Below are 12,953 nucleotides of genomic sequence, written 5' to 3' on the forward strand. Positions count from 1 at the left end.
ACGATGGCTGCCACGGGCTCACGCTGATCGCCTTTATCGGCAGCGTGTTCTCGCCCTACTATGCCTGGGCGCGCCGCCGTGGCTCTGCCGATCCGCTCGACCACTGTGCCGTCAACCTCGCACTCTACGGGCCGCGGGGCGACCGCTGGGCGATGACCGAACGCGGCCGCGGGTCTCTGACGCGCGACGCCCGCCACCTGCAGATCGGCCCCAGCGCGCTGACCTGGAGCGGCGATTGCCTCACCGTTCGGGTCGACGAGGTGACGGTTCCCCTGCCGTCGCGGCTGCGCGGGACCATTCGCCTCTATCCCGAGGCCTTTACCGGACAGAAAATCGTTCTCGATACGGCGGGCTGTCACCATTGGTGGCCGGTCGCGCCGCGCGCGCGGGTGGAGCTCGATCTGGAGAAGCCGGCTCTCAATTGGCACGGCAGCGGCTACTTCGACAGCAACGCCGGAACCCTGCCGCTGGAGGCGTCCTTCGCGCGCTGGGATTGGGCGCGGGCCCACCTGGGACGCGGCGCTGCGCTGCTGTACAACGCGCGGGAGCGAAGCGGGGCGCGGACGGCCCTGGCCCTTCACGTCGGTGCCGACGGTGTCATCGAAGAGATGACTCCGCCGCCGGCGGCGCCTCTGCCCGGCACCCTCTGGCGCATCGCCCGCGGCACCCAGGCCGAAGCTCCCGGGGCGCCTCGCGTTCTGCGCACGCTCGAAGACGGTCCCTTCTATGCCCGCTCGCTGCTGGCCACGCGCTTGATGGGAGAGGATGTGATCGCGGTCCACGAGAGCCTGGACCTCGACCGTTTTCGCAAGCCCTGGGTCCGCGCCCTCTTGCCGTTTCGCATGCCCCGGCGCGGGTGACCTGCCCGGACCGCGGTCCCGCTAACGCCGGCGATCCGGGTCGGCCTTGCGGCCGTCATCGGGTTTGCTGACGGAATAGAGCTGCCAGAGGGCCGCGCCGGCCACCATCAGGTAGAACAGGCCCAGCTCCAGCAGGATCAGGAACTCGCCGCTCACGACAGAGCGACCCGCCGAGTGTCGTTCAGCCGCCAGATGGTGAAATTGAGCAGCATGGCGAAGCTGACCCAGGCCAGGTAAGGCAGCAGCATCAGCGCCGCCCCTGCGTGGATGGGATAGAAGGTGACGATCATGGCGACGATGGACGCCCAAAGCACGACCATCTCGGCCAGGGCGAGGCCGATGCGCTTGAGACCGAAGAAGATCGCCGACCACAGCCAGTTCAGCACCAGTTGCACGGCGTAGATGCCCAGCGGCAGGGCGGCGCCGAGCCAGCCGGCTTCGGACCAGACCAGCCAGCCCGACACGGCGATCATTGCATAGAGGATCATCCAGACCGGGCCGAACAGCCATCCCGGCGGCTGCCAGGAGGGCTTTGCAAGCCGCTCATACCAATCGCCGGGGCGGAAATACATGCCGCTGGTGGCGACGACGATGAGGGCGCCGATAAACAGCAGCAAGGTCAGATAGGAGGGGCCGTCCATACCCTAGTCACCTAGCCTTTCTGCGCGCCCCGTCAATGCCATGGACAGGGCCGTCTCGGCGCTTGTCACGCACGGGGCGCCGCGTCGGCGGCGCTCATATCGCGATCGCTGCGCTCCAGCCGCTCGAACAGCGCGATCACCCAGCAGACCCGCGCGTTGAGGTCCCACCAGGGCAGCAGCGCAGCGGATCCCGGCGCCGCGGCCGGCTGGACGGCCTGAACCAGGAACCGGGTCTGTGCCAAGGCGGGTTCGGCAAGTGCCTTGCGCAAGGCGCTTCGGCGCAGGGAGATGCCTTGGCCCGCGGTCCTTGCCGCGCCTTTGAGGATCAATCCAACCTTGCGCCCCTTCGGCACGACGGCTCTTTGGGACAGGCTGTCGAAGCCGTTGTCCGCGACCCGGTCGCCGATCTCCGCATAGATCAGCCGCGCGGCGAAGATCGCCGGGCGGCAGCCCAACGGCAGGGCGGCGATCCCGGATTCAGCGCGTTCGTAGAGCCGCGCCGCGGCGTTCAGGAGGCGGGCGACGACGGAAGCAAGAGCAGCATCGAAGGTCGGCTGCGCCAGCCAATCATCCGGATCGATCCCGGCCTCGCGCAGCCACTGCCGCGGCAGGTAGAGCCGCCCGGCGCGGGCATCCTCACCCACATCGCGGGCGATGTTGGTGAGCTGCATGGCGACGCCCAGATCGCAGGCGCGCGCCAGCGCCTCGGCGTCGCGCACCCCCATGACCAGGGTCATCATCGCCCCGACGGTGCCCGCCACCCGTGCCGCATAGGCCTGCAGATCGGCGAGCGTCTCGTACTGCCGCCCCTCGGCATCCCATTGCAGTCCTTCGATGAGGGCGGCCGGCAGCTCTTGCGGCAGGGCACAGCGCTCGGCCATGGCCGCGAAGGCCCGCTCCACCGGGTCGTCCGCGGGCCGGCCGGCATAGACCCTCTCCAGCCGCGCCAGGATCGCGGCGGGCGCATCGCAGCCGTCGTGTCCCAGGTCCACCGCGTCGTCGGCCAGGCGGCAGAAGGCGTAGAGGGCCGTCGCGTTGTCGCGCACCTCCCGCGGCAGCAGCAGGGACGCGGCGTAGAAGGAGCGGGAGCCGACCCGCAGGAGCGCGCGGCAGGCCGCGAGGTCGCTGGCGGAGCGTTTTCTCTCAGGCAAAAGCTGCGGCATCGGGAACCACCTTGTCGAGGACTTGCGCTGATGTGAGGACGCCCGGCAGACCGGCGCCCGGGTGGGTGCCGGCGCCGACGATGTAGAGGTTTTCAATGTCTTCGCTGCGGTTGTGGGGCCGGAACCAGGCGCTTTGGGTCAGGATCGGCTCCATGCCGAAAGCGGCACCGCGATAGGACAGCAAGCGTTGCTCGAAATCCGGCGGGGTCATGATCCGGGAGGAGACGACCGCGTCATTCAGGCCGGGCAATAGCGTTTCGCTGAGATAGGCCATGATGCGCTGACGGTAGGGCTCTGCGCTTTGGCGCCAGTCGACGGCGCCCTCCAGGTTGGGTACCGGCGAGAGCACGTAGAAGGCATCGCAGCCCGGCGGCGCCAGGGAAGGATCGGTGGCGGTCGGCCGATGCAGGTAGAGGCTGAAGTCCTCCGCCAAGACCTTGCGCCGGAAGATGTCGGCGACCAGGCCGCGGTATCGCGGCCCCAGGAGGATGCTGTGGTGGGGGACGGAGTCGTAGCGCCGGTCGGTTCCGAAGTACCAGAGGAAGAGGCTCATGGAATAGCGCGAACGCTCCAGGCGCCGGTCGCCCCAACGGCTGCGCGCTTCCGCCGGCAGCAGATGGCGATAGGTCCAGGCGGTATCGGCGTTGGAGACGACGATCTCCGCCGGAACCACCTCGCCGGATGTGAGGCTGACCCCGACGGCGCGGCCGCTTTTCACGAGGATGCGCCCGACCTCCGCCCCGAAGCGCAGCCGCCCGCCCTGGCCCTTTATCAGGTCCACCAAACCGGCCACCAGGCGGCCGGTGCCGCCCATGGCGAAGTGCACGCCCCAGCGGCGTTCGAGAAAGGCGATCAGGCTGTAGACCGAGGTGGCGCTGAAGGGATTGCCGCCGATCAGCAGGGGATGAAAGCTGAACACTGTGCGCAGACGCTCGTCCTTGATGTACTTGGCGACGAGACCATAGACGCTGCGATAACCCTCCAGTTTCAGGAGATCGGGCAGCACCCGGGCCATGGCGGTCCAGGACCCGAAGTCGGCGCTGCCCAGCTTCTCGAAGCCGATCCGGAAGTGGCGCTCGCTCACCGCCATGAAACGCTCGTAGCCCGCGACGTCTTGGGGCGAGAAGCGGGCGACGGTCTCGCGCATGGCCGCCGGATCGCCGGAGTAGTCGAAGACCGCGCCGTCGTCGAAGCGGATCCGGTAGAAGGGGTCGAGCGGGCGCAGGTCCACATCGTCGGCCAGGCGGCGGCCACAGAGCTGCCACAGTTCTTCGAACAGAAAGGGAGCCGTGACGATGGTGGGGCCGGCATCGAAGGTGAAGCCGTCCTGGTGGAACACGCAGGCCCGTCCGCCGGGCGCATCGAGCCGCTCCAGCACCGTCACGCGATAGCCGCGCGCGCCCAGCCGCACCGCCGCGGCAAGACCGCCGAAGCCGCTGCCGATGATCACCGCATGCGGCCTGTCCGCCTGAGTCTCCGGCTCGGTCGGCGCAGGCTGACGCGCGTCGGCGTCGCTTTCTCTCGCAAGCGTCAACACAACATGACAACAATAACTGTTATTTTATCTTGACGCCAGGGAGAGATTCCCCTGACGAACCGGCCTGACGCGGCATCCCCTCAGGCGGGGAGCGCCTCCACGTCCCGGGCGAAGCGGGCGATGAGATCGGCCGTTTGCTGCGGCTCTTCCTCATGGGCCAGGTGACCCAGGCCGGGCATCGAGACCAACTCGGCGGCGGGCACCATGGCTTTGATGCGCCGCGCCTGTGCCGGCGAGACGCTGCGGTCCCGGGTGCCGACGATCAGCAGCAGGGGGACGGGCAGCCGCGGCAGCTCGGCTTCGAGGCGGTCCAGGTTCCAGTTCGCCATCATGTCGAGCGCGGCGGAGACATGGGCCGGCTTGCGGGCCAGCCGGCGATAGAGCTGTGCGCCCTCGGCATCGATGCGCGAGCCGGTCTCCCGCAGCAGGCGGTTGACCAGCGATGGATCGCTCGCGCGCTGCGCAAACAGGCGGGGGACAGCGGCGCTCAACGACAGGGCCCTGGCAATCGGCGAAAAGAATCGTCCCGGCAGTCCGCGCAGCGCCAGGAACGCCCCGTTGAGGCTGATCAGGCCCTTGGCATCGATCCGCTGGTCGAGGCACATGCGCGCCAGGATCGCGGCGCCGGCCGAGTGGCCGGCCACCAAAGCCGGCGACACTTCAAGGGTGGCCAGCAGGTCTTCGATGGATCTGGCCATGGCGCCGAGGGACATGCGGCGGAAGGCTGCGGTCTGGGAGAAGCCATGGCCCGGCAGGTCCGGTGCCACCACCGAGAATCGCTGCGCCAGCAACGGCAGCAGATCCCGCCAGGAGTGGGTCGCCGCACCGGTGCCGTGCAGCAGCAGCAGGCAGGGGCCCGCGCCCGCGCACTGCACATGCCACTCGAGGCCGCCGGCCAGGACGAATTGGCTGCTGTCGCGGTTCGGCCAGTCGCGGCCGTCCTCCTCCCAGAGCGGCCAGGCGCTCACGGGGACGGCCTCCAGGGATCGGCACGCGGCGGTGTCGCCGCCAAGGCGTTGGCCCGAACCGCGGACGAGAGGCTTTGGGCGTCGGCCTGCGGCAGCGCCAGGTAGTGCGCGCCCATCTCTGCCGCCAAGTGCTGGGCGAAGGGATTGGCGCGGGGTGATGTATCGATGAAGAGCGCGGCGACCCCGGCCGCCCGCAGACCCCGGGCGGCGGAGAGTGCGTCCTCTTCCGCTTCCGGCCGTCCGCCCCTGCCGTCGCGGGCCAGGTTCGCCCTCCCGTCGGTCAACATCACGACGTTCGGAGTTTGCCCTTTTCGCCGCGCGGCTTCCGCCAGCACCAGGGCCGCATCGATTGCGGTGGCCAGGGGTGTCCCGCCACCGCCGGGCAGAGCCGCCAGACTGCGCTTCGCGCGGACGAGCGAACGGGTGGGCGGCAGCAAGATCTCGGCGTCCTGGCCGCGAAAGGCGATCAGGGCGACCTGATCGCGCCGCGCGTAGCAGTCGGCCAGCAGCAGCTCGACGGCGCCTTTCGCTTCCGCCAAGCGGTGCAGGGCCGCGGAGCCGGAAGCGTCGACTACGAAGATGGTGACGGACTCGCTGCGCTGCTTGAAGCGCACGATGCGAAAGTCGTCGCGGCGCACCTCCATGCGGCGATCCTTGCTGTCCGAACCGGCCTGGCGGCGGCGCAGCGCCTGCCAGGGGGCCGCGGTGCGCAGCGTCTCGACCAGGTTCAGGCGGTTGCCGCCGGCGAGATCGCCGCGGCGTGTCCCGACGGGCCGGCCGCGTTGCCGGGCGGCCCCCAGTGCCCCGGCCCGGCCGGCAGCACGGCGGGGCTTCGCGCGATCCGCAGCAGACTGCAGCTGTGCCAGCAGCCGGGGGGGAATGGCCGCCTCGGCGGCGGCCAGCACCAGATCTTCGAGCGGGGTCTCGCCGCCGCTCTCGGCCTCGTTGTCGTCGCTCGACTCTGTCTGGGATGGCGGTTCCTGCGGTGGCGGAGCGTCTTCTGCCGATTGCGGCAGGCAGGTGGCGCGCGGCGCCAGGACCAGCCGCGCTGCGGCTTCGGCGTCGGCCTTCGCAACGGCCGCGCGGCCATGGAGCGCCGCATGGACCCGCGCGAACCGCAGGGCCAGAGCTTCGCCGCGCAGTGAGCCGACCCCCAGGGCGAGCGCGATGCCGCAGAGCAGCTCGATGTCGCTCTCCGCGGCCTCCACGGTTGCAAGGCGGGACCGCGCCCGCTCGATATCGTTCGCTGTGAAGGCGGGCAAGAGGTCTCCGTAGCGGCCCATGCCACTCAGGTCGATGTGCAGCGCCAGCCTGTCGGTGAGCGCCGACGCCATGCCGTCCTCGTCGTCGAGGCTTTCGTCGAGGGCGACGATTGCGAAGCGCGCCGGGTGGCGGGCCTTGGTGGCATCGCGTTCGACGGCGACGAAGCCGCTGTCCATGGTGGCCGTCAGCCGCGCTGCCGTCGCCGCAGCGACGCGCTCGGCCGAGGCGAGGAGCAGAATGCCGCCGTCACATTCGGCCAGCAGGCCACGTTCCGCCAGCGGCCGGCCGGCTCGCAAAGTCGCCGCCAGGTCGAGGCCGCCGAACAGCCGCCCGTCGGTGACATGCAGCGGCACGCGGCGCCAGGGGGTCTCTTTCGGCAGGTAGCCGCGCAGCAGGCTCAGCCAGTGATCGCGCAGCGGCGAAGGTGGCGACCGCAGAACGGCGCCTCCCAGACCCACCGGGTCCACCGCCAGCGCCGCCGCGCCAAGGGCGGCATCCTGCCAGGGGGAGAGGGCCTCGTCCGTCATGCGCCGAACAGTTCCGCCAGGGCGCGCTCGACCCTGACGCCGGAGCCCGCCTCGTCCAGGGGGTCGCGGCGCAGCCGGTGGCGCAGGGCGGCAGGCGCCACCCGCCGCAGGTGTTCGTCGCCAAGGCTCTTGTCCCCTTGGAAGGCGGCGAAGGCCCGCGCCGCGCGGATCATCGTCAGCTCGCCCCGCAGACCATCGGTCCCCAGCTTCATGCAGAGTTCCGCGGCCCGTTCCAGGGCACTTTCCGGCACCTCGACGTCGTCCAGCCGCTCGCGGGCCGCCACCAGGCGGCGGCGGAGTTGACCGTCCTTGCGTTTCCACTTGGCGAGAAATCTGGTCCGGTTCCGCTCGAAGTCGTCGCGGCGGCGCACCACCTCGACACGGCTGGCCAGGTCTTCCGGCGTGGTCACCTCGACCGAGAGGCCGAAGCGGTCGAGAAGCTGCGGGCGCAGTTCGCCTTCCTCGGGGTTGCCGCTGCCGACGAGGACGAAGCGCGCGGCGTGGCGCACGCTCAGCCCCTCCCGCTCGACGACGTTCTCGCCGGACGCCGCGACGTCGAGCAGCAGGTCGACCAGATGGTCTTCCAGCAGGTTCGCCTCGTCGATGTAGAGAAAGCCACGGTGCGCCTGGGCCAGGAGACCGGGCTCGAAGGCTTTCACGCCCTCGGTGAGCGCCCGCTCCAGATCGAGGGCGCCGACCACCCGGTCCTCGGTGGCCCCCAGCGGCAGGTCGACCACCGGGACGGCGACCGACTTGGTCTTCAGTTCCTCTGCCTTGCGCCCGCGGCGCAGGCCGCAGTCGTCGGCGCAGGTCCGCGGTTCGGCCGCCGGATCGCAGTGATAGCGGCAACCGGCCACCACCTGCATCTTGGGCAGCAGGGCGGCCAGCGCGCGCACCGCCGTCGACTTGCCCGTGCCGCGATGTCCGAACACCAGGACCCCGCCGATCGAGGGGTCGATCACCGCGATGAGCAGGGCCAGCTTCATCTCTTCCTGCTCGACGATGGCGGAGAAGGGATAGAGATCGGCCATGGTCAGACACCGCCCCCGCGCCGGGCAGGCAAGTGGCTGGTCTGCAGTCCTGTCATCGCTCCGTTGACCCTCACGATTCCGTCGAACCCGGGACCGATGTTACATCGATTGGACAATCGAATGCGACAGGCGATCTGGACACTCGTCCCGTTTCGGTCTTGGATTGGGGCCCGAGGATAACGCAGAGGGTCTCCGGCCTGCGGTGGCAAGCCCGGCCGAGAGGGGGGAGAGGTGACGGCGGTCCAACGCCTGACCGGCATTGTCGCAGCAGCGCTGATTGCGCTGGCCCTGTGGCAATTGGAGGCCGCGCGCGCCGGGCTGGCCATCGCGCCGCTGCGCGCCGGGGAGACGCCGGCGACGGTCTACCGCCAACCGGGGACCAACGGACCCCTTGTGGTCATTGCCCACGGCTTCGCCGGCTCGCGCCAGTTGATGGAGGCTTTCGCCCTGACCCTGGCACAGGCCGGCTACACCGCCGTCAGCTTCGATTTTCAGGGTCACGGACGCAACCCGGTCCCCATGTCCGGGGATCTGACGGAGATCGAGGGCGCGACCCGGCGCTTGGTGGCGGAGACCGCAGCGGTCATCGATGCCGCCCGGGACCGGCTGAACGCATCCGGCCCCGTTGCCCTGCTCGGCCATTCCATGGCCACCGACATCGTGGTGCGCCAGACGATTGCCGACCCGCGGATCGCCGCCGTCGTCGCCGTGTCGATGTATTCGGAAGCGGTGACCGCCGATCTGCCCAAGCGGCTTCTGGTGATCACCGGCGCCTGGGAACCGGGCCTGCGCAGGGTGGCGCTGGACGCCCTGCGCCGCGTCGATCCGCAGGCCGAAGAGGGCGAAACGGCGACAAGCCCGGCAGGCGCCGTGCTGCGCCGGGCCGTGGTGGCACCGATGGTCGAGCACGTCGGCGTGCTCTACAGCACAACCTCGCTGAGGGAGGCCCGCGCCTGGATCGACGCCGCCTACGGCCGCAGAAGCAGTGGTCCGGTCGCTACGACCGGCGGCTGGATCGCTCTGCTGCTGGGCGCCATCCTGCTCCTCGCCTGGCCTTTGGCGGCGCTCCTGCCCGAAGGGCGCCGCCGCCCGGAAACCCCGATCGCCAGCAGCTTCGCGGCGGCGACCCTGGTGCCGGCGGTGCTGACGCCGCTGCTGCTCTACCCGCTTGAACTACGCCTTCTTCCGGTGCTGGTCGCGGATTACCTTACGCTGCACCTGCTGGTCTACGGACTGATCGCGCTCGCCTTGTTGAAATGGCGCGGCCTGCGCTTCGGCCGCTTGGCCGTGCTGCCGGCCTGCGCGCTGGCGGTCTTCGGCATCGGCGTCTTCGGTCTTGCGCTGGATCGCTACGCCGCCAGCTTCGTGCCCCACCTCGGCCGCGTGCCGGTCATCCTCGCCCTGGCGGTGGGGGCAGTGCCCTTCATGCTGGCCGACAGTCTGCTGACCGAGGCGGGCCGGGCACGGCTCTGGCGGCGCGTCGCGGCCCGGCTTGCCCTTCTTGCCTCCCTCGGCCTTGCCGTCGCCCTCGACTTCGAGCGGCTGTTCTTTCTCATCATGGTGCTGCCGGTGATCGTGCTGTTCTTTCTGATCTTCGGCCTCATGGGCCGCTGGGTCGGACGGCGCAGCGGCACGGCGATGGCCCCCGGCCTCGCCCTCGGCCTGATTCTCGCCTGGGCGCTCGGCGTCACATTTCCATTGGTCGCGGTGTAAGCGAACAACCGCTTTTGCCGATCATGCCAAGGGTTCCGCTGGGTCGGCGGCAAATCTCTCAGGTGGCGATTGGTGGGTCTGCAAAGGAATGGTGCCGCCGGGGTGAATTGAACACCCGACCCCACCCTTACCAAGGGTGTGCTCTACCCCTGAGCTACGGCGGCACAAGAGGGCTACGGTCTGAATGGCGCGGACCATGCCACCAGCGCACGGCGATGGCAAGGGGTTCCATGGGGCCGGCGGACGGGAGCGTTTCCGCGGCTCCGCGGGCCTGAGTCCAGCTTTGGCGCGAGGGCGGGGCGGCCTTGACCTCGCCACAATCGGGCGGCAGTGTCGCGCCATGCCAAACGACAGCCGGACGGGCAGGGCGCAGGGCCCCAAGGGGGCGCCGGGCGCCACGGGCGTTTCGGAGCGCGATCAGCGCCTGGCCGCGGCCCTGCGCGAGAACCTGCGCAAGCGCAAGGCCCAGCAGCGCGAACGCCTCGACTCCCAGGCCTCCGATTCCGACACCCAAAAAACGGGGGGCGGTGGCGGCGACCGGCCGGAGCGCGACTGAGGTGAGCCTGTGGTCACGGTGACAGCTTCTGCTACCGGCTCCGGCGGCGGGTCCGGGGCAGCCCTGGCGCGCGGCGGCTTGTGGACCGGGCAGCGTTCCAGTAGAAACGCGCGGTTCCCCAGCGCCCGCAGGAGTCCCGGCGACGGCCGGAGTCTGCTCCTCAGCGGGCCCTTGAAACGCAAGCGAAAGGGAGCGTGACGGCCATGGCCATCATGCCGGACAGCTGGATTCGTGACATGGCCGCGCGCGAGGGCATGATCGAGCCCTTCGTCGAGGCCCAGCGCCGCGAGGGCGTCATCTCCTTCGGCGTCAGCTCCTATGGCTACGACGCCCGGGTAGCCCCCGAATTCAAGATTTTCACCAACGTCGACAACGCCCTGGTGGACCCGAAGGACTTCTCCGAACAGAGCTTCGTCGAGCGCGAGACGGACGTCTGCATCATTCCGCCGAACTCCTTCGTCCTGGCCCGTACGGTGGAGTACTTTCGTATTCCGAGAGACGTTTTGGTGATCTGCCTCGGCAAGTCGACCTACGCGCGCTGCGGCATCATCGTCAACGTGACCCCGCTGGAGCCGGAGTGGGAGGGCCATGTGACCCTGGAGTTCTCCAACACCACGCCCCTGCCGGCCAAGGTCTACGCCAACGAGGGCGCCTGCCAGTTCCTCTTTCTGAAGGGAGCCTCGGCGCCGGATGTCTCCTATGCCGACCGGGCGGGCAAGTATATGGGCCAGCGCGGGGTTACCCTGCCGCGGCTCTAGCGTTTTGAAGCAGAGGGCCGCCGGCACCTGTCCGCCGGCCCGGAAGTGAGTACGAGATGGACCAGATCGTGATCCAGGGCGGCAAACCGCTGAAAGGCGAGATCCGCATCAGCGGAGCGAAGAACGCGGCCCTGCCGCTGATGGCGGCCAGCCTGCTGACGCAGGAGACCCTGGTGTTCTCCAACGTCCCCCATCTGGCGGACATCTCGACCATGGCGCGGCTGCTGGCCCAGCACGGGGTCGGCCTGCACATGAACGGCGGGGCGGAGAACGGCAGCGACGGCGGGGTCCTGGAACTGCGGGCCGAGCGCATCGACTCGGTGGTCGCGCCCTATGATCTGGTGCGCAAGATGCGCGCTTCGGTGCTGGTCCTGGGCCCGCTGCTGGCGCGGGAGGGCCGGGCCCAGGTCTCCCTGCCCGGGGGCTGCGCCATCGGCACCCGACCCGTCGACCTGCACCTCAAGGGCCTGGAGCTCTTGGGCGCCGAGATCGAGCTGAAGGAAGGCTACATCTACGCCGCCGCACCCCAGGGGTTGACCGGCGCTGCCGTGGTCTTTCCCAAGGTCTCGGTGGGGGCGACCGAGAACCTGATGATGGCGGCGGCCCTGGCCAAGGGCGAGACCCAGCTCGTCAACGCCGCCCGGGAGCCGGAGGTGACCGACCTCGGCGAATGCCTCATCAAGATGGGCGCCGAGATCGAGGGCCTGGGCAGCGACCGGATCACCGTGCGCGGGGTCGAGCGGCTGCGCGGCGCCGAGCACTCTGTCGTCGCCGACCGCATCGAGACCGGCACCTACGCCATGGCGGCGGCCATCACCGACGGGGAACTGGACCTGATCGGCGGCCGCGCCGAGCACCTCTCCGCTGTCATCGAGGTGCTGACCGAAGCGGGGGTCCTGGTCCAGGAAACCAACCGGGGCCTCAAGGTGCAGCGCGCCAACGGCCGCATCCAGGGCGTCGACGTGATGACCGAGCCCTATCCCGGCTTCCCGACGGACTTGCAGGCACAGACCATGGCGCTTATGTCCACTGCGGAAGGCGCCGCGATGATCACCGAGTCCATCTTCGAAAACCGCTTCATGCATGTGCCGGAGCTGAGCCGCATGGGGGCCAATGTGAACGTTCACGGCGCCTCGGCCATGGTGCGCGGGCAGGACCGCCTGACCGGTGCCGAAGTCATGGCCACCGACCTCAGGGCCTCGGTCTCGCTGGTGCTCGCCGGCCTGGCGGCGGAGGGCGAGACCGTGCTGAACCGGGTCTACCACCTCGACCGCGGCTACGAGCGGCTGGAGCAGAAGCTCGCCGCCTGCGGCGCCGCCATCACCCGCCGCCGGGCGCCGAACTAAGGGCCGGAGACGACGCCATGGCCGAGTCTCCGCCGCTGAAGTTGCGCGCCCGCGATCCCGAGGATATGGACGTCATCGCGGCCTTGCTGCAGGACGCCCTGGTGCCGCGCGCCGACATGACCTTCCTGCCCAAGGAAAAGCGTTTTGTCATGGTGGCCAACCGCTTCCAGTGGCCGAAGGAGCAGGACGATCCGGCGGCCAGGGAAGCGCCCTCCGCCCCGGAAGCGACGCCCGAGGGTGAAGACGTGCGTTTCGACGACAGCGACGATCCCCCGCCCTTCGAACGGGTGAACTGCGGGGTCTGCTTCGACAAAGTGGAAAAGGTGCGTTTTCGCGGGCTGGGACCCGGCAAGGACGAGATCCTCAACCTCCTGACCATCACCACCCAGCCGCGTGCCATCACCCTCTTGTTCTCCGGCGATGCGGCGGTGCGCCTGGACGTCCAAGCGGTGCGCTGCCACCTGGAGGATCTCGGCCAGCCCTGGCCGACACGCTGGCGCCCCGAGCACGAGCGCCCCGAACACGAGCGCCCCGAACACGAGCGCAAAGAGAGCGAAGCGCCCTCAGACTCCTGATATGCGGCCCGGGCC

At 69.7% G+C, this 12,953-nt stretch carries 13 protein-coding genes and 1 tRNA gene; 6 read left to right on the forward strand and 8 right to left on the reverse strand.

Translation table 11 applies throughout. The annotated features are described in order from the left end of the window. The first annotated feature begins 44 nt into the window (after window positions 1-44). Window positions 45-860 carry a carotenoid 1,2-hydratase gene (locus tag Q0996_RS16850; protein WP_322096738.1) on the forward strand — a complete coding sequence of 272 codons (816 nt, stop codon included), beginning with the start codon at window positions 45-47 and terminating at the stop codon, window positions 858-860. Window positions 861-881: 21 nt separating this feature from the next. On the opposite strand, the gene Q0996_RS16855 is transcribed toward Q0996_RS16850, so the two are convergent. The 7 genes from Q0996_RS16855 to bchI form a co-directional block, all read right to left on the reverse strand. Further along, a complete protein-coding gene (locus tag Q0996_RS16855) occupies window positions 882-1,016 on the reverse strand; it encodes a hypothetical protein (protein ID WP_299622302.1) in 135 nt (44 codons plus the stop codon). Next, window positions 1,013-1,501, reverse strand: coding sequence for a TspO/MBR family protein (locus tag Q0996_RS16860; protein ID WP_299622305.1), 489 nt, complete (start codon window positions 1,499-1,501; stop codon window positions 1,013-1,015). Before Q0996_RS16860 ends, Q0996_RS16855 begins: the two co-directional genes overlap by 4 nt. A gap of 65 nt (window positions 1,502-1,566) precedes the next feature. Next, window positions 1,567-2,664, reverse strand: coding sequence for a phytoene/squalene synthase family protein (locus Q0996_RS16865; RefSeq protein WP_299622307.1), 1,098 nt, complete (start codon window positions 2,662-2,664; stop codon window positions 1,567-1,569). Next, window positions 2,645-4,114, reverse strand: coding sequence for a phytoene desaturase (locus tag Q0996_RS16870; RefSeq protein ID WP_299622380.1), 1,470 nt, complete (start codon window positions 4,112-4,114; stop codon window positions 2,645-2,647). Before Q0996_RS16870 ends, Q0996_RS16865 begins: the two co-directional genes overlap by 20 nt. A gap of 167 nt (window positions 4,115-4,281) precedes the next feature. After that, window positions 4,282-5,169: an alpha/beta fold hydrolase BchO gene (gene bchO, locus Q0996_RS16875; RefSeq protein WP_299622310.1), complete on the reverse strand. Its 888-nt coding sequence runs from the start codon at window positions 5,167-5,169 to the stop codon at window positions 4,282-4,284. Beyond that, the gene (locus Q0996_RS16880; protein ID WP_299622313.1) at window positions 5,166-6,959 is read right to left on the reverse strand and encodes a magnesium chelatase subunit D; all 1,794 of its coding nucleotides are present in this window, start codon (window positions 6,957-6,959) and stop codon (window positions 5,166-5,168) included. Before Q0996_RS16880 ends, bchO begins: the two co-directional genes overlap by 4 nt. After that, window positions 6,956-7,990: a magnesium chelatase ATPase subunit I gene (bchI, locus tag Q0996_RS16885; RefSeq protein WP_299622316.1), complete on the reverse strand. Its 1,035-nt coding sequence runs from the start codon at window positions 7,988-7,990 to the stop codon at window positions 6,956-6,958. Before bchI ends, Q0996_RS16880 begins: the two co-directional genes overlap by 4 nt. A gap of 231 nt (window positions 7,991-8,221) precedes the next feature. On the opposite strand from bchI, the gene Q0996_RS16890 reads away from it, so the two are divergent. Continuing rightward, complete coding sequence (locus Q0996_RS16890; protein WP_299622319.1) at window positions 8,222-9,703, forward strand: alpha/beta hydrolase; 1,482 nt, start codon at window positions 8,222-8,224, stop codon at window positions 9,701-9,703. A gap of 89 nt (window positions 9,704-9,792) precedes the next feature. On the opposite strand, the gene Q0996_RS16895 is transcribed toward Q0996_RS16890, so the two are convergent. Continuing rightward, window positions 9,793-9,867, reverse strand: a tRNA-Thr gene (locus Q0996_RS16895). Between the two features lie 176 nt (window positions 9,868-10,043). Between Q0996_RS16895 and Q0996_RS16900 the strand changes: the two genes are divergently transcribed. The 4 genes from Q0996_RS16900 to Q0996_RS16915 all read left to right on the forward strand — a co-directional run bounded on the left by Q0996_RS16900 (window position 10,044) and on the right by Q0996_RS16915 (window position 12,938). Next, window positions 10,044-10,259, forward strand: coding sequence for a hypothetical protein (locus tag Q0996_RS16900; protein ID WP_299622322.1), 216 nt, complete (start codon window positions 10,044-10,046; stop codon window positions 10,257-10,259). A gap of 203 nt (window positions 10,260-10,462) precedes the next feature. Beyond that, window positions 10,463-11,017, forward strand: coding sequence for a dCTP deaminase (dcd, locus tag Q0996_RS16905; protein WP_299622325.1), 555 nt, complete (start codon window positions 10,463-10,465; stop codon window positions 11,015-11,017). Between the two features lie 56 nt (window positions 11,018-11,073). Next, on the forward strand, window positions 11,074-12,363 hold the full coding sequence (gene murA / locus Q0996_RS16910; protein ID WP_299622328.1) for a UDP-N-acetylglucosamine 1-carboxyvinyltransferase: 1,290 nt from the start codon (window positions 11,074-11,076) through the stop codon (window positions 12,361-12,363). A 17-nt stretch (window positions 12,364-12,380) separates the two neighbouring features. Beyond that, on the forward strand, window positions 12,381-12,938 hold the full coding sequence (locus Q0996_RS16915) for a DUF2948 family protein (RefSeq protein WP_299622331.1): 558 nt from the start codon (window positions 12,381-12,383) through the stop codon (window positions 12,936-12,938). Window positions 12,939-12,953: the final 15 nt, after the last annotated feature.

Source organism: Pelagibius sp., assembly GCF_028289705.1.
GTDB lineage: Bacteria > Pseudomonadota > Alphaproteobacteria > Kiloniellales > Kiloniellaceae > Pelagibius.